13 protein-coding genes and 1 pseudogene are annotated in these 17,153 nt (G+C 56.8%); 9 read left to right on the top strand and 5 right to left on the bottom strand.

Annotated features, from left to right (window positions below; all coding sequences use genetic code 11):
- The first annotated feature begins 97 nt into the window (after window positions 1-97).
- The 3 genes from ACI0FJ_RS18480 (at window position 98) to ACI0FJ_RS18470 (ending at window position 3,772) form a co-directional block, all read left to right on the top strand.
- Complete coding sequence (locus ACI0FJ_RS18480; RefSeq protein ID WP_424305876.1) at window positions 98-1,159, top strand: tetratricopeptide repeat protein; 1,062 nt, start codon at window positions 98-100, stop codon at window positions 1,157-1,159.
- 160 nt (window positions 1,160-1,319) lie between these two features.
- Window positions 1,320-1,856, top strand: coding sequence for a hypothetical protein (locus tag ACI0FJ_RS18475; protein ID WP_424305874.1), 537 nt, complete (start codon window positions 1,320-1,322; stop codon window positions 1,854-1,856).
- Between the two features lie 74 nt (window positions 1,857-1,930).
- Complete coding sequence (locus ACI0FJ_RS18470; RefSeq protein ID WP_424305872.1) at window positions 1,931-3,772, top strand: UbiD family decarboxylase; 1,842 nt, start codon at window positions 1,931-1,933, stop codon at window positions 3,770-3,772.
- 83 nt (window positions 3,773-3,855) lie between these two features.
- On the opposite strand, the gene ACI0FJ_RS18465 is transcribed toward ACI0FJ_RS18470, so the two are convergent.
- Both ACI0FJ_RS18465 and ACI0FJ_RS18460 read right to left on the bottom strand, forming a co-directional pair.
- Entirely contained in the window at window positions 3,856-4,245 is a 390-nt protein-coding gene (locus tag ACI0FJ_RS18465; protein ID WP_424305870.1) for a hypothetical protein, read from the bottom strand.
- The gene (locus ACI0FJ_RS18460; RefSeq protein ID WP_424305868.1) at window positions 4,239-4,721 is read right to left on the bottom strand and encodes a hypothetical protein; all 483 of its coding nucleotides are present in this window, start codon (window positions 4,719-4,721) and stop codon (window positions 4,239-4,241) included. The genes ACI0FJ_RS18465 and ACI0FJ_RS18460 overlap by 7 nt, the downstream gene beginning before the upstream one ends.
- A gap of 197 nt (window positions 4,722-4,918) precedes the next feature.
- Between ACI0FJ_RS18460 and ACI0FJ_RS18455 the strand changes: the two genes are divergently transcribed.
- The 4 genes from ACI0FJ_RS18455 to acs all read left to right on the top strand — a co-directional run bounded on the left by ACI0FJ_RS18455 (window position 4,919) and on the right by acs (window position 10,399).
- On the top strand, window positions 4,919-5,296 hold the full coding sequence (locus ACI0FJ_RS18455; RefSeq protein ID WP_424305866.1) for a response regulator: 378 nt from the start codon (window positions 4,919-4,921) through the stop codon (window positions 5,294-5,296).
- A 143-nt stretch (window positions 5,297-5,439) separates the two neighbouring features.
- Window positions 5,440-7,254 (top strand): ATP-binding protein, encoded by a 1,815-nt coding sequence (locus ACI0FJ_RS18450; RefSeq protein ID WP_424305864.1) that lies wholly within the window; start codon window positions 5,440-5,442, stop codon window positions 7,252-7,254.
- 171 nt (window positions 7,255-7,425) lie between these two features.
- Window positions 7,426-8,286, top strand: a complete 861-nt coding sequence (locus ACI0FJ_RS18445) for a LytR/AlgR family response regulator transcription factor (RefSeq protein WP_424305862.1) — start codon at window positions 7,426-7,428, stop codon at window positions 8,284-8,286.
- A gap of 151 nt (window positions 8,287-8,437) precedes the next feature.
- Window positions 8,438-10,399, top strand: coding sequence for an acetate--CoA ligase (acs, locus tag ACI0FJ_RS18440; protein WP_424305860.1), 1,962 nt, complete (start codon window positions 8,438-8,440; stop codon window positions 10,397-10,399).
- A gap of 151 nt (window positions 10,400-10,550) precedes the next feature.
- Here acs and ACI0FJ_RS18435 read toward each other — a convergent pair.
- Both ACI0FJ_RS18435 and ACI0FJ_RS18430 read right to left on the bottom strand, forming a co-directional pair.
- Window positions 10,551-10,799, bottom strand: a pseudogene (locus ACI0FJ_RS18435) (protein NO VEIN domain-containing protein); the annotation flags it as partial.
- 36 nt (window positions 10,800-10,835) lie between these two features.
- On the bottom strand, window positions 10,836-11,390 hold the full coding sequence (locus ACI0FJ_RS18430) for a hypothetical protein (protein WP_424305858.1): 555 nt from the start codon (window positions 11,388-11,390) through the stop codon (window positions 10,836-10,838).
- A gap of 300 nt (window positions 11,391-11,690) precedes the next feature.
- On the opposite strand from ACI0FJ_RS18430, the gene ACI0FJ_RS18425 reads away from it, so the two are divergent.
- Window positions 11,691-12,326 (top strand): hypothetical protein, encoded by a 636-nt coding sequence (locus ACI0FJ_RS18425; RefSeq protein ID WP_424305856.1) that lies wholly within the window; start codon window positions 11,691-11,693, stop codon window positions 12,324-12,326.
- A 339-nt stretch (window positions 12,327-12,665) separates the two neighbouring features.
- Complete coding sequence (locus ACI0FJ_RS18420) at window positions 12,666-15,080, top strand: methyl-accepting chemotaxis protein (RefSeq protein WP_424305854.1); 2,415 nt, start codon at window positions 12,666-12,668, stop codon at window positions 15,078-15,080.
- 590 nt (window positions 15,081-15,670) lie between these two features.
- Here the strand turns inward: ACI0FJ_RS18420 and ACI0FJ_RS18415 are convergent.
- A complete protein-coding gene (locus ACI0FJ_RS18415) occupies window positions 15,671-17,092 on the bottom strand; it encodes a PLP-dependent aminotransferase family protein (protein ID WP_424305852.1) in 1,422 nt (473 codons plus the stop codon).
- Window positions 17,093-17,153: the final 61 nt, after the last annotated feature.

The following is a 17,153-nucleotide window of genomic DNA, read 5'->3' as shown; positions in this document are numbered from 1 at the left end:
AAATTATAATGTACGTTGACAATGGTCCATTTATATTGATGGTTCAGAATAGAAATTCTCCCCTTTTTTTGGGAAAAACCTACGGTTCAGCGGTCTTATGAAAAGAATTCTCGGAGTCTTCCGCAGCGATAAAACAGAACGGATCGGAGCTGGAACCACCTCCAAGGAAACTTCGCGACAAATTGCCTGGTTTGTCATCGACGACGGGACCGGCCAGTATGTGGCCCAACCGCTCATGGAAAACAACCTGCCCTCCAGTATCCTTCAAACCATTCCGCGGAGCACGTTCCAGAGCAGCTACAAAGTGGACGCGCTGAACTATCGCCGGAACATCTATCCCGTACTCCAGTCGCTGCGCCGCAAAGTAAGCAAAACCCAGGGCTTTATAAGCACCGACCTTTTTGAAGAAGATGAAAAGACCGTTTACAAGGCATTGGTAGCCGCAGGCACCTATGGAAGCCAGGGCTCGGCTTCTGCCAAATACAAGACGGTCCGCTACCTGCTGGATAACCTCGAAGACACCGGGGAAATGCTGGAAACCTACCGCCAGGAAATCGTCCGCGACTCCATAAGTCTGCGCAAGGCAGGCAAGCTGGACATGGCTCTGGACGTCTACAAGCGCGCTTACGAGCTCAATCCCCAGGACGACCACCTGCTGTTCAACATGGCCCGGGTTCTCCAGGCCAAAAACGAGGAAGACAAGGCCGTGCGCTGTCTGGCTCGGGCCCTGACCATCAATCCGGGGCTTGTTCCGGCCCGCAAGATGTACAAATATCTGACCGGTGCCGACTTTATCCCCAAGCCGCCCAGAACCGCCGCCTTGAGCAAAAGCAAAAAAGGCCATGAAAGACGCAACGAACCCCGTCTGGAACTGCCCGGCATATCCATGGCAGCCAAGTTCGATAAATTCATGGCCTCCACGCAGCTGCAAAACATCAGCTGCAACGGGCTGCTTGTCCAATTCAGTTCCCAAGGCGTCCGCCCCATAGAAACGGGAAAAAAATTCACCCTGGAAGGATTGCCAGGAAAACTCGCCAATATTTTCAGTGCCCAGGAAGCCGAAGTGGTCTGGCTGGGCGAAAATGTTTTGGGTGGCCGCTTCATTACCCCCATCAGCCAGGACACACGAAGCCTGGCGCAAATACTTTCCCTGAGCTGAATGTTCCTTTGGGCAGCCTGCCCCATTGCAGCCGGAAATTTTCCAGCCGGCCCTTCCCGACCGCAGGAGACTGGTTTTTCCTCCCCCCGCTTGCCAAGACCCGCTGTACACCGTACTCTCCAAGAGCGTTCTATAACCCCTTTTTGCAACGGGAGTCGTGATGAAACGTCTTCTGCTACGTACCTGTGTGTTGGCCGCCGTATTGACTGGCTTATTGGGCCTGCTGCTCTTTTCGGGCTGCTCAGTCAGGGAAAACGGCCACTGGGAATGGGGCATCCGCAAAAACTACTCCGAAACGCAGGCCGACCATTTCAGCATGTCGGTCCTGCCCTACGATTACGACGCGGAGAACGACTGTTACCGCAGTCTGCTGCTCAAAGTGACGAACACTTCCGACGGCCCGCTGTTTGTGGACCGCTCGCAAAGTTTTTTTACCAGAGATGGCCGTCTCGACGGCCTTCTTCTGTTTGAAGACGAAGCCCCGCTGGGCACGTTCGACGAACTGGCCCCTGTATCCCTGCATCCGGGCGAAACCCTTGCACGGCCCGTGCATCCGGAAAAATACGTGCAGGACGACGGCAAGCCGGGCATTCTCCCCCTGGGCGAACTTGGCGCACTTGTAACGGTGCGGCGCGGAGTGCATTCCGAAACAGCCGAAGCATCGGTTGTTTTCGAAAAATACTGGGTCAAAGACTGAAACAACTCCCGGCTCCACGACGGGACACTGTCCAATAACCCGGCACGGGCCGGGACAAAACACCTTCAGACCGTATGATCTATCGCAATCTTTCCCAATGCCTTACCGATCTCGAAGCGACCGGCCAGCTCGTGCGCATTACCGCGCCGGTGGACTCCCGGCAGGAAGCGGGCATCATCCAGCGCCGCGCCTACCGCAAGGGCGGCCCCGCCCTGCTGTTCACCAACGTCAAGGGATGCTCCTTTCCCATGGCCGCCAACCTGTTCGGCACCATGCAGCGCACCCGCTATATTTTTCGCTCCACCCTGCGGGCCGTGGAAAACATCATGGCGCTCAAGGCCGACCCCATGCGCGCGCTCAGGGCGCCCTGGAAATACGCGGGCACACCTCTGGCTCTGCTGCATGCCCTGCCGCGCAGGGTCAAGGCCGGGCCGGTACTGGCCAATACCACAACCCTTTCCCAGCTTCCGCAGCTGGAAAGCTGGCCCAACGACGGAGGCGCCTTCATCACCCTGCCCCTGGTCTACAGCGAAAACCCGGACAAGCCGGGATTCGCCGCCTCCAACCTGGGCATGTACAGGGTACAGATATCCGGCAACAGCTATGCCCAAGACAAGGAAGCCGGACTTCATTACCAGATCCACCGAGGCATCGGAGACCATCATTCCAGGGCCCTGGCCCGCAACGAGCCGCTCAGGGTCAATGTGTTTGTGGGCGGTTCCCCGGCCATGACTCTGGCCGCTGTCATGCCCCTGCCCGAAGGCATCCCCGAACTCTATTTTGCCGGGGTGCTGGCAGGACACCGCATGGAGATGATCGACCAGCCCGGCAAACTGCCCATGCTGGCCCAGGCCGACTTCTGCATCAGCGGCCATGTGCTGCCCGGCAATGAGCTGCCCGAAGGACCGTTCGGCGACCACTTCGGCTATTACAGCCTGCAGCACGATTTTCCGGTTCTGCAGGTGGACGCGGTGTACCACCGCGACGGCGCTGTCTGGCCGTTCACCACGGTTGGCCGTCCGCCCCAGGAAGATACCACGTTCGGCGATTTCATCCACGAGCTGACGGCCGAGCTGGTGCCCACGGTCTTTTCCGGAGTGCACGAAGTCCATGCCGTGGACGCGGCCGGGGTGCACCCCCTGCTGCTGGCAGTGGGCAGCGAACGCTACGTGCCCTATGCCAGGGAACGCCAGCCGCAGGAGCTGCTGACAAATGCCATGGGCCTGTTGGGCAACACCCAGACCTCGCTGACAAAGTACCTGTTTATCGGTGCACGCGAAGACTGCCCGGCCCTGTCAGCACACGATGTGTCCGGATTCTTCCGCCACATGCTGGAACGCTTCGATCCCGAACGCGACCTGCATTTCATCACCCGCACCACCATGGATACCCTGGACTACTCGGGCACGGGACTGAACCAGGGCTCCAAGCTCATCTGGGCCGCTGCCGGAGACAAGAAACGCAATCTGGCTGTAACGCGTCCTTCTGCGCTGGAGCTTCCCAAGGGATTTTCCGATCCCTACCTGTTTGTGCCGGGCATCCTTGTGGTGCAGGGGCCGAAACATACGTCAGGACCGGACCGGCCGGACAGGCGCTTGCAGACCCTGGCCAAGCAGCTGGGCGAATCGTCCTGCATGGACGGCCTGCCCCTGGTGGTTGTGGCCGACGACAGCCGCTTTACCGCTTCCAATTGGGAAAACTTTTTGTGGATAACCTTCACCCGTTCCGATCCGGCCACGGATGTGTACGGGGGCAACGCCTCCACCCATTGCAAGCATTGGGGCTGCTCCGGCCCGGTCATCATCGACGCCCGGCTCAAAGCCCACCAGGCCCCGCCGCTGGAACCCGATCCCGAAGCCGTGGCCCGCGTGGAGCAGATGGCAATCAAGGGCGGGCCCTTGCACGGCATTATCTAGCCCTCTTCATACAACGAGAAAACGCCCCGAACGGGGCGTTTTTATTGCGTTGAAATAAACAGCCTGCTCAAAAAAACATTCAACTAATAACCGCCAAAATCCCGTCCAGACCGGGAGTCTTTCAATTTTTCCACCAAACTCTGAACTACCTCCAAAATCCCGGCAATGTCCTCAGGGGCTGCGCCATCCACATGGATGCCGCAGGCAACGGCCACGGTGCAGGAATAGCGGCGCGCCAGCTGCCGGGCCACATCCTTTGCCAGCTCCGCCTCCTTGTGTCCCTGGACGGAAAGCATCTGTTCCGTGCTCGTCATCCGTTCCGACTGGTGCAGGTCGGGGCCGTACACACTCATGGCAACCCCACCTATATGTGGCACGTCGCCCCCGGAAATAACCACGTTGATGTCCCTGCCCACGGCCAGAGCGTCCAGACGCACGGTGTGTTCCTTGTATCGCCCGGTAAAACTCAGCATACTTTCCGCTCCCCATGAACCTGTGCCAGGACTTGTTCCAGCCGTTCGGCATAATGGCCGGTATGCAGCTGCAAATGTACGTAATAATCTTCAATAAGATATTCCAGCGTGTACTCGCTTTCGGTATCTATCCAGACGTTGCCCAGGGCCTGCCGGGGGACGGACGCGGCGACATGGAGCAACAATGCATTGTAGCTGGCCCAAAGCAGGGCGAGCGCTCCAAAGTCGCATGCATCGTAGTTTTGCGTCTGCACCCACTGTTCGGCCTGGTAGCCGGGGAAGTTTTCCAGATCCCCAAGGCCCAGGCGAACAAAACGCTGATGATTGTTGCATGCGGAGTCCACAAGGTGCCCCACTATCTCGGTAAGGGTCCATGCATCCGGGGAAATCCGTATATGTTCAGCTTCGGGTGGGGTTCTGTTCAGAAGTTCCTGAAAATCCTTTACCGTCTGCCCCGCCGCATTGATATCCATCATAATCTTCCTCCAAGCTGCATCTACGGTCAGCTGATCCCTTTGCAAATATAAAAAATACGCCAGCAATTAAAGTCTTCTTGTACGGCCAGCCCGGGCTCTACCGCATTTTTTTTTAATCTGCGCCCAAATCAAGTATGGACATTTTTTATTGATACGCCGTAAGATATCATCTGCTCAATAATTTTTCGGAGAGAACATTGTCTACCATACTCGTAGCAGAAGACGAACGAATCAATCAGATGGCTGTCCGCCAATTTCTCGAAAAAAGCGGGTACAATGTCCTTTGCGCTTCCAATGGCGAAGAGGTGCTTAAAGTACTGGCAGACAACGATGCCGTGGACATCATTCTCATGGACGTGCAGATGCCGCGGATGGACGGTGTGCAGGCCGCCCAGGCCATACGTGCAGGAGAAGTGCCGGGGATAGATGTCTCCGTCCCCATCCTGGCCCTCACCGCCTATGCAATGCAGGGCGACCGGGAACGATTTCTTGCCGCAGGCATGACGGACTACCTGTCCAAGCCCTACGAGATGGAGCACCTGGCCGAAAAAATTCAGGAGCATCTCAAACCCTAGAGGCCAAGCTTTTTCTTCCTTTTTTTCTCCACATTCGCCGCATGCATTTTTATGGAGAGTTACATCAGGGACTTGATCGTTTACAATGGATTCACCGTATGAGGTATATACTCCCCGAATAAATCCGTTACCGACCGATCGCCATGATGACCGAAAAGCCCAGCGAAGAAATGACCCGCAAAGAACTCCTTGAGGAGAATCTGGCTTTGCGTCAATGCATCGTCAGCCTCCAGGCCTTTCGGGACGGCCTGGGACGGGCAGAGACATTCATCCGCGAAAGCGACTTCCGTTACCGTATGCTTTTTGAGAACTCCCCCATCTCCCTGTGGGAGGAGGACCTCTGTGCCGTAAACCTGTACCTGGACGAACTCCGGGCAAAAGGCGTCCACAGCATGCGCGCCTATTTCGAAAGAAACCATCCTGCTCCAACGTTTGAGTGCCTGGAACGGATAGACATAATCCACTTCAACAACGCCACGGTCCGGTTGTTCGAAGCCGACGGCAAAGACTCCCTCATCAGCAACCTGAACTCCGCCTGCACCCCCACTTTTCTGAATTCCATGCGCGAGCGGTTCATTGCCATGGCAGAAGGAGCCACGGAATTTTTCTGCGAACAGCCTCTGCAGACTCTGCAGGGCAACCGCAAGCACTGCATCCTCCACGTCTGTCTTGTGCCGGGACCGGACGGTTCTGCTGGCCACGGCATTGTCTCGCTTATAGACATCACCGACCGCAAACGGCTTGAAAACAAACTGCATGCGGCAACCATGAACGCGCAAAAGGCCAACCAACTGAAAAGCCGCATCCTGGCCAACATGAGCCACGAGATACGCACGCCCATGAACGCGATATTGGGAATGGCCGACCTGTTGTGGGAAACGCCCCTCAGCCCCAAGCAGCAGACCTATGTACAAATATTCCGCAAGGCAGGGGAAAACCTGCTGGGAATCATCAACGACATTCTGGACCTGTCGCGGATTGAAGCGGGAAAGATCGCCGTGGAGTCCCTGCCCTTTGCCCCCTCGGCACTGGTGAAGGAAACATGCATGATTCTTCGGGCCAAGGCCGAGGACAAGGGATTGCGATTGCAATACAGGATTTCTCCCCATGTCCCCCTGTACGTGTTGGGAGATCCCACCAGGGTGCAGCAGATTCTTATCAACTTCATAGACAACGCCCTGAAGTTCACCCACAAGGGCGGAGTGGAAGTGGACGTGGCCCCGGTGAGAGCGCACCAGACAGGGCAGCGCGGATGTCTGGGAGCAATTCCCGCAGGAGATGCCTGCAACCTCGCCTTTCGGGTGGCAGACACCGGCATCGGCATTGCTTCGGATATGCAGGAGTGTATTTTCCAGTCCTTTTGCCAGGCGGACGACTCCACCACCCGCCGCTACGGAGGCACCGGCCTGGGACTGACCATCTGCCGCGAACTGGCCGAACTGCTCGGCGGCGAAGTGCAGGTGGAAAGCACGCCGGGACAGGGAAGTGTCTTCACGCTCATCGTGCCGTTCTTGCCCGTGCAACAGCATGCAGCCCTGCCGTATTGCGAAGACGGAGGACTGGATTCCGCAGCTCCACGGGCTTCAGGACGGCGTATCCTCCTGGCCGAGGATTGCGCCAACAACCGCATGCTCGTGGAATTTTACCTCAAGCGGTCACCGCACAGCCTGTTCGTCGTGGAAAACGGCCGCAAAGCCCTGGATGCGGTAAAACAGCAGGAATTCGACATCATCCTCATGGACATCCAGATGCCGGACATGGACGGCCACGCCGCCACCCGGGAAATCCGACGCTGGGAGGCCGAACACGGAGAACGGCCCGTGCCCATACTGGCCCTTTCCGCCCACGCCTTTGACGAAGACCGCCAGAACAGCCTGGCCGCGGGCTGCAACGGCCATCTGACCAAACCCATTAAAAAACGCACCTTGCTTGATGCCATAGACCAGTTCTGCAGCTGACCGGCAGGCGCGGCTTCCACCTTGCCAGCCATACCCCAAGCAGGTATCTCTAAATGATGCGCTTTTTGCGTTATGCCCCGTGCCCCGCAGATTGCGCTCCGCCGCCCAACCCGCTCCACGCCGCTGCCCGGCCGAGAGCGTGAAGCCCCCAACCCCGGATGCCGACGGTTTATGGAAACAATCCGCCTCCTTCTGCTTCACCCCGACGCCCAAGTGCGCCAGACCCTGCGAGGGTATCTGGCCGAAGCGCCCGGCGTACGGGTTCTGGGCGAGGCGGTCTCGGCCTACGAGGCCATGGAGCTGCTGGAACACATCCCCTATGGGGCCATTTTTCTGGGCAGCGAGCTTGAGGGCGGAGTCAGCGGATTCGAGCTGGCCCAGATGCTGGACGGTCGCGGCAACAAGCCGGGGCTGGTCTTTCTGGCAACGGACGAAGCTCTGGCCTACAAGGCCTTTGAGCTGGAAGCCGTGGACTTCATACTCTGGCCCGCGCCGCAGGAGCGCATCCAGCGTTGTCTGGAACGCATCCGCCAGTTCAAGCCCGCCTTTCAAAAGGCCGGAGCGCCAGCCGGGTCGGAAGCGGGGGGCGAGGACGACGAACGGCTGGTCAAGATTCCCCTGGCCGAGGACGAGGAAGACCGCTTTCTGGCCGCACTCCGCCAGGCCTGGGATTTTTCCCGCCGCAGTACGCCCCTGGAAATAGAAAAGCTGCCCATCACTTTGGACGGGCGGCTCATCCTGGTCCCGTACGACCAGATCATCTTTGTGGAAGCAGACGAAGACTACACCTATGTCCACACGGCCAACAGCAAGTATCTGACCTCCCATCGGCTCAAAAATTTGGAGGACAGGCTCAAGCAGTACAGGTTCTTCCGGGTGCACCGGAAGTATCTGGTCAATCTGGACATGGTAACGGAAATAGCGTCCCTGCCCGGCTCCAATTTCATGCTGCGCACGGCCGGACGCACACGAGTGGAACTGCCGGTGAGCCGCCGGCGCATCGCCGAGTTGAAACAAATACTCGGTTTGTAGGGCTGCTGTGATAACAGACAGCCATGACAGACCGTTTGCCGGGATAAACTTCCCTTTGACCGAATAAAACAGGAAGTGACCTTTGAACTGATGATACAGCCTGTAAGTACAGGCTGCATCCCGGAAACGGTCGACCAACGGAGAACCAGACATGCAAAACACGGGCAATTTGAACACCCTGCAGGCCAATGGCAGGGATGACGAAATAGAAAGGGTCTTCCGGCCCCTGCCCCGTATGGTCCTTGAGGCCAACATGAATCCCCAGGACCTTGCTTCGGCCCGCAAATTGGCCGAGGAGGATTTCCGGGCCTATTGGGAACAGGCCGCGCTGGACCTGGAATGGTTCGAAAAGTGGGAGCAGGTTCTCGACGACAGCCAGGCCCCCCGCTATCGCTGGTTTGCCGGGGGCAAATGCAACATCGTGCACAACGCCCTGGACCGCCACATCCGCACCGTAAACCGCAACAAGCTGGCCCTGGTGTGGGAAGGCGAACCCGGCGACTCGCGCAAATATACATATTTCGAGCTGTACCGTGCCGTGAACCGCCTTGCCAATGCCCTGCGCAACCTTGGCATCCGCAAGGGCGAGCGCATTGTGCTGTACATGCCGCCCCTGCCCGAAACAGTCATTGCCATGCTGGCCGCGGCCAAGATAGGCGCGGTGCATGTGGTGGTCTTTGCCGGTTTTTCCGGCAAGGCCCTGCGCGAACGCATCCAGGCCACCAATGCCCGTTGCATCATCACGGCGGACGGGTTCTACCGCAACGGCAAGTTCACCAGCCTCAAGCCCCTGGTGGACGCGGCCCTGGCAGCGGATGAAGAAGACAATGTGGACGTATGCGTGGTGGTACGCCGGGCCGGAATAGACGTGAACATGACTGCCGCACGCGACATCTGGTACGACGATCTGGTCCGCCGGGAGGCCAACGAGGCGGAAACCGAGATCATGGATTCCAACGATCCGCTGTTCATTCTGCATACTTCCGGCACCTCGGGAAAGCCGCGCGGCATCATCCACTCGCACGGCGGATACATGACCGGCGTGGCCGATACGATAAAGTCGGTCTTCGACATCAAGCCCACGGACTTTTTCTGGTGCACTGCCGACGCAGGCTGGATTACCGGCCACAGTGCCGTGGTCTACGGACCGCTCATCGCCGGAACCACCACCCTGATGTACGAGGGGCATCCGCTCTACCCGCAGGCCGACCGCATGTGGAACATGGTGGACAAGTACGGGGTCTCCATCCTGTACACCACCCCCACCACCATCCGCATGCTCATGCGCTACGGCAACCGCTTTCCCGCGCAGCACGACCTCTCGTCCCTGCGGCTGCTGGGCACGGTGGGCGAGGCCATCAGCCCGGAAACCTGGGTCTGGTTCCATAAGACCATAGGCCGCAACGAATGCCAGCTCATCGACACATGGTGGCAGACCGAAACAGGCCAGTTCATGATTTCCCCCCTGCCCGTCTCGCCGCTCAAGCCCGGCAGCGTGAACAAACCTCTGCCCGGCGTGTCCGCGGACGTGGTGGACCGCAAGGGCAAGCCCAAGCCGACCAACGAAGTCGGTTTCCTGGCCATTACCAAGCCCTGGCCCGCCATGTTTACCGGCGTGCTGGGCGACGAAGCGACCTACGACGAATATTTCAACACCATACCGGGCGTATATTTCGCGGGCGACGTGGCCCGCAAGGACGAAGACGGCCATTTCTGGATGCTGGGCCGGGCCGACGAAGTGCTCAATATCGCCGGGCACCGCCTGGGCGCGGTGGAGCTGGAAGCCGTGCTGTGCAGCCACAAGACCGTGGCCGAGGCGGCGGTTATCGGCGTGCCGGACAAGATTAAGGGCGAGACAGCCAAGGCCTTTGTGGTGCCGGGCCCGAACGACCAGATCTGCGAAGACCCCACCACCGACGCCCGCGACGCGGCCCTGACCGACGAACTGCGCCAGCTGCTACGCCAGGAACTGGGACCGGTGGCCGAACTGCGCAGCGTGGTCTTCTGCGAGAGCCTGCCCAAGACCCGCTCGGGAAAAATCCTGCGCCGGGTGCTCAAGGCCCAGGAACTGGGACAGGATATCGAGGATATTACGGTTATTGATGAGGAATGAGGGGGAATTTTATAGCAAGGTTAGCCCGGCACGAAATTACTGCCTCGGTAATAACAGAACAAATGCACTTACACATTCTTAAAACATTAACGATAGGTTCTTTGTTTCTTAGAAATATATATTGATTTCGACGCCTGCCATAATAGCAAATCTACAACGCGGGATTCACCAACGCCTCACGAACTATGTACAACCTATAGTTTTCATCGTTTTTAACGAATTTTTTAAATTCATTTGGAGTCAACTCAACGGACAATGGGCGACCAGACAAACCTTTTACCTCTATAAGCAGTCTGCGATCTCCCAATTCAGCCTCTAAATCCCACCCGACATTATCCCTTTCAACACTCGACACTTCGTATCCTTCTGCTCTAAAATACTGTTTTGTTATTCTAATAGCGGCCCGTTCAACCCGAACCCTTCTTTCAGCATCATTTTATATTTGGTGTCCGCCATGATAATTTATAATAAAATTATCGACATCCGCTACTGTTTGTTCACCAAGATATCCATCGGCATACCATATATTAGATTGACCAAATCCACCATTGCCTCTCGGAATACGTAAATTTCGCTCATGAACTGGCAATAATACTGTATCATGCTGTTCGGCTGAAATACGATACGTTTGTATATCGTTTTCTTCATAAATATTATTTTGAAATTCAAATTCTCTAGGATTTCTATAAACAGTGGCGTGAAGATACCATCCGACGACCAATGTTTCTCTCTCCTGAGGATGTCTTGCGACCCAAACAACGGTGATGTCGTTTGCGCGGTCGGCATCCCGATCTACCCCGAACCTATCAATTCCAATTCTCCCTGGAACCCTCACATATCCGTAGCAAACACCGCCGACAGAGTAAAAGTTACATGCTTCATTGCCATGGTGGTTAGCGTCGACGTAAGCTCCTCCCCCCTGCATTTGAGCAGCCTCATTATCGCCTCTGTACTCGTCCATCCAAGCTATATTACAAAACAAATATGGCACGAAACAACTCCTTCCCAGTATATAGTCCCGATCGAAATTTTCCCCCAAAAGACAGAAGAATTTTGAACTAAAACCACTCCAAGATCAACTTTTATATTCAGAATAAACATTAGAATATAAAATGAATGTACAGTTATTTTTTTCATCGATGGAAGTACCACAAAAACATTACAAAACGCTATGAGTGGTATATCCCCTAATTCTTCCCCCACTTGAAACACAGACAATTTTCAATCATCCTGTCCAAAGCGTTACGAACAAATAGGAATACACCTTTCTCCGATGACACCCGGAACTCCCATGAAAAACATCCACCTTATCGCACTTTCACTGGCTCTTTTAGCCCTTCTCTGCACTGCCTGCGTCGCCTCAAATGCTGCCCCGGACAGTGCAGACGCTCTTGCCGTCCACTCGGATGCGGAACATTCGTTCACCATGAAATTTCCCGCCGACTTCACGGTCACGACCGATCCCAAGCAGCTTGCCCAGAGAAGCTATTTTCCCTTGGCAGACGGGACGCTGCGGCTTGGTGGGTATTATTCAGGAAAGGAGTATGCGGGGACGAATCTTCACAGCGCCAGCATAGTGGTCAGTGTCGTTCCGGCGAAAGAGCAGGAGAACGACTGCGCCCGTTTTGAAGGCGACCTGTTCTGCGGGCCGGACCAGGAAATTCGGGACGCCACAATCAGCGGCGTACAGTTCAAGTACACCACGCTCTCGGATGCCGCAGCCGGGCAAAGAGTGGATACACGGGAGTACTGGAGAATTCACAACGGGCTTCGCTACGAAATCAGCCTTTGCCTGACCTATTCCGACATCGGGATGTACACCCCGGGAGAAATAAAGGAATTCAATCAGAACGAATGTTGGGCAAGGCTGACCGGCATTTTGAATACGTTTTCCTTTTCCTCCTCCACGGCCCGTAGTGCCAGCTGAAGCACTGTAAAGGACTGCGGAATTTCCCCACCAGCTGACGCGAACAACCGGGGCGCCATTCCTTGCCGAAATGGGCCGCCCGTATTTTATCACGCCGCCCGCCGGCCTGGACACGCTCCCCTGCAAGTTTTTAATAGTCCGCCGGATTGCTTTTACAATGGTCCGCTTCTCCTGCTTGCCGGTTCCCTGCATTTCCTCCTCGACTTTGCCTCCCGGCTTCCATAGATTCATCATCTCCAAATTATACAATAGATAACAGCGGAAAAGGCCCTACAAGTCCATTTCCCAAAACGAAAGCGGCAAGCCCCGTTTTCGACCAAATTTCCAGGAGGGGGAAATATGAAAAATTTGTCCATAGGGGTCAAACTCGCGATCGGATTCGGCACAACACTTCTCTTGCTGCTGCTGTCCGGGAGCGTGTCTTACCACTATATTTCACAGAACCTCGACTCGTTCGTGGACTACCGGGGGCTGGCCCGCCAGACCAATCTCATGGGAAGAGTACAGGCCAACCTTCTGATGGCCCGATACGACGTCAAAGACTACGTCGTTACCCATAATCCGGAGAAAAAGAGCCAGTTCGACAGCTACATGAAAGCAACAAAGGGACTGCTCGACGAGGCGCTCGAAATAGTCGACAACCCCGAACGCTCACAAATCCTGCACGAAACACACGATCTGCTGGAGCAGTATCAACAACACTTTGCCGAATTGGTGGACCTGCTCAGTGAATTGCGGGAGCAGATCAATACTCTCAACACCACCGGGCCGCAGATCGAAAGCCTGCTGACCAGCGTCATGACCGAGGCCAACGATACCGACAATCTCTCGGCCGCCTTTCATACAGGGCGCGCCATGCGCAACCTGCTGCTGGCCCGACTCTATACAGTGAAGTATATGGCCTCCCACGCGCAACCGGATCTGGACAGAGCACACACGGAATTTGACGCATTCATAGGTGAATACAACAGACTGTCACAGGAAATAACACGTCCGGAACGTCTCAGGGAACTGAAACAGGCCGAACACCTCAAAGAAAAATATTTAACAACCCTGCAAAAGGTCGACGAGCTCATCAAACAAAGCGATGCCGACCTCCACGAAAACCTGGATAAACTGGGACCGGTCATCGCCCAAAACATCGACGACGCCAAGCTGTCCGTGAAGGCTGACCAGGACAAGCTGGGCCCACTTGTGCAGAGCCAAAGCGAAAAAGCAAAAACGCTCGTAGGCATTCTGTCCGCTCTGGCCGTGCTCTTCGGACTTATTGCCGGAATCTTCATCACCCGCGCCATTGCAAGGCCGTTGGCCAAAGCAACGGACTTTGCCCATGCCGTGGCCCTGGGTGACTTCACCCGGACCATTTCCGTGGACCAACGCGACGAAGTCGGCAAAATCTGCGTTGCCCTGCGTTCAATCAAAGATGCGGTGTCCAACGCCACAGACGAAGTTGAAGATATCGTCGCCAAGGTGGAACAGGGCGCGATCCGGACCAAGGGTGAGGTCGACCAATACAAAGGCGGCTTCGCCAACCTGGTGGATGGCGTGAACACACTGGTCAGCACCTTTACCCGATTCATCGACCAGATACCCGTCGGAGTCATGACCGTATCCACTTCCCTGGACATCAAATACCTCAACACCGCTGCCCAAAAAATCGCGGGCGTCTCCTCGTACGAAGGCAAAAAGGTTACCGATATCTTCACGACCAAAAACAGCATTCTGTCCCAGTGCCTCAAGAAAAAGGAAACGGTCCAGGCGGATACCACGGCGAAAACCGCCTCGGGCGAATACGAAATCCACGCCAGTGCCGCTCCCCTGCTGACCCGTTCCGGAGAACTTGCCGGTGCCATGGAGCTGATCATCGATCAGACAAAAATCAAAAACGCCCAGCGCATCATGGTGGATGTGGCGAATCAGGCCAACGATATTGCCGACCGGGTGGCTTCCGCCTCCGAGGAGTTGTCCGCACAGGTGGAACAGGTCAGCCGCGGCGCGGAAACCCAACAGGAACGCGTGGGCGAAACCGTCACCGCCATGGAGGAGATGAACGCCACGGTGCTGGAAGTAGCCCGCAACGCGTCCAGAGCCGCCGAGCAGTCCGGAAACGCCAAGGAAAAGGCCGACGAGGGCGCCGAGCTGGTCAGCGACGTGGTTCAGGCCATCGGCCAAATGAACACCGTGGCCCACGACCTGCATCAGAACATGCAGACACTGGGAGAGCAGGCCGAAGCCATCGGCGGGGTCATGACCGTGATTACCGATATTGCGGACCAGACCAACCTGCTGGCGCTCAATGCGGCCATTGAAGCGGCCCGAGCGGGCGATGCAGGGCGCGGATTCGCGGTTGTGGCCGACGAGGTGCGCAAACTGGCGGAAAAGACCATGTCCGCCACCCGCGAAGTGGGCGAGAACATCAAGGCCATTCAGGCGGCTACGGAAACAAACATGAAAAGCGTGGACGGCGCGGTGGAAAGCGTGTCCCAGGCTACCAAACTGGCAGACCTCTCCGGCAAAGCCCTGGAAGCCATCGTCTCCATGTCCGCGGACAGTTCGGAACTCATCTCCAGTATAGCAACCGCGGCGGAACAGCAGTCTGCGACCTCGGAGGAAATCAACCGGGCGATTGAAGACGTCAACCGTATCGTCATCGAGACCACCGACGGCATGCTCCAATCCTCCATGGCGGTTCAGGAGCTGGCGAAAATGTCTCTGGACCTGAAGAATGTTCTCGACAAACTGAGCAAGTCGTAGAACGCGCGCAGGTAAAACGTATCTTCCCCCCGGAGTGCGCAGTCGCTTCGGGGGGTTTTGTTTTTGATGTTCCAAAGCCGTATCCGGTCTGGGAGGCTTTACCGGCCTTTTCTGCTTCCCCCACGCAGGCAGTGGCAAACGGTGCGAGAGCAAGGCACGAGAAAAAGTCGTCACCAGCGCAGTACTTTTACGGTACGCGTGGGGACGACTTTTTTTGATGTAACGCCGCTATCGTGCTTTTCCCACCCCCCGGCCCCCAAGGGCTGATACGAAAGGTCTGAGAGCAAGACGTGAGGGAAAATCAACACCGCAGGCAAAATTTTTCAGCCTCGCCGCCCAGAGGGCGTGGCAAACGGTGCGCGAGCAAGGCACGAAAAAAAAGTCGTCACCAGCGCAGTACTTTTACGGTACGCGTGGGGACGATTTTTTTGATGTAACGCCGCTATCGTGCCTTTCCACCCCCCGGCCCCCAAGGGCTGATGCGAAAGGTCTGAGAGCAAGGCGTGAGGGAAAATCAATCCCGACGTGTATTCTTCCATACACGAGGGAGTTGATTTTTACGAAACAACGCGGCTATCGGGCCTTTCCCATCAGCCCTCCCCGGCCATTTCGCCAAGGCGAACAACAGCCCTCTCCACCTCATCATTCCAGGGCTTGCCGCAACTTATGCGGATGAAATTATCAAACCGGTCGCGGGTGGAAAAAATCGATCCCGGACAGATGCCGATGCCCTCGGCCTTGGCGCGGCTGAAGAGTTGAACCGTATCCACGCCCTTGGGCAGTTCCAGCCATAGTTCCGTACCACCCTTGGGGTCGGTAACGCGGGTGCCTTCGGGAAAAGTGCGGGCAATGCAGGCCTGCATGGTGCGCATCTGGCGCTCCACATCGCAACGTAGACGGCGGAGCTGCCGGTCGTAGGCCGTGGAATCCAGGTATTCAGCCATGGCAAGCTGGGTGGGAGTGACGCAACAGACGTTGGTAGTGGCCTTGATGTCCAGGGCGTGGTCCAGAAAACGCCCGGGAATCATCCACCCTAGCCGCCAGCCCGGCGACAGTGTTTTGGAAAACGAGGAACAGTGCAGCACAAGGCCCTTGCGGTCGAAACGCTTGCCCACGCCGGGGCGTCTGCCGGAAAAATGAATCTCCCCGAAAACGTCGTCCTCCACCAGGGGAATGCGCCGACCGGCCAGGAAATCCACAATCTCTTCCTTGGCTTCGTCGGGCATGAGGCTGCCGTCCGGATTGTTGAAATTGGGCGTAAGGATGCAGGCACTGATGCCGTAATGATCCGCGCACCGACGGACCTCGGCCGGGTCCACGCCATGTTCGGGATGCGAGGGCAGTTCCACGGCCCGCAGCCCCAGCGTCTCCAAAAGCTGCAGAAAGCAATAATAGGTGGGCGAGGCGATAAGTACGTTATCGCCCGGCTTGGTCAGCACGCGCAGGCTGATGTACAACGCCTCCATGCACCCGGAGGTGATGAGAATATCCGAAGGCGCAACCTCCACCCCAAGCCCTGCCATACGCCGGGCAATCTGGCGCCGCAACGGCAGGCACCCCTGTATGGACTCATATTCCAGTCCCTTTTCCCCGTCGTCGCGCATGGCCTTGCCCAGCAATCGGGTGAGGGCCTTTACCGGCATGAGCTCGGGCCCCACATGGGCCAGCCCCAGCTGCAGCACGTTGGGATCGCCCATGGTCATGAGCACATCGCGAATAAGCGCGGTGCGGTTGACGAATACCGGCCGGGAAAGAGGCCCGGTCTCGGCCTGCGGCGTGGGCAGTTTCGCCTTGGTGGTTCGCACGTAGTACCCGGAACGGGGCCTGGATTCCACAAGCCCCTTACGCTCCAACTCCATATACGCCTGGCTGGCCGTGGACAGACTCACGTTGACCGTGCGGCAAAAATTACGTAGCGACGGCAGCTTGTCTCCCGGAGCCAGGGCTCCGGACTCAATCATGGCCAATATGCGCCGCTCCGCCTCTACATACCTGAATGAACTCTTTTCCATACGTTCCTCTGCTCAAACAAACTGTCATGACTGCTTTTACAAAATCTGTATCTGTACACAT

The organism is Desulfovibrio sp. 7SRBS1, from assembly GCF_049723905.1.
In the GTDB taxonomy this organism is placed as follows: Bacteria; Desulfobacterota; Desulfovibrionia; order Desulfovibrionales; family Desulfovibrionaceae.
This window is presented reverse-complemented; position numbering and strand designations above follow the sequence as displayed.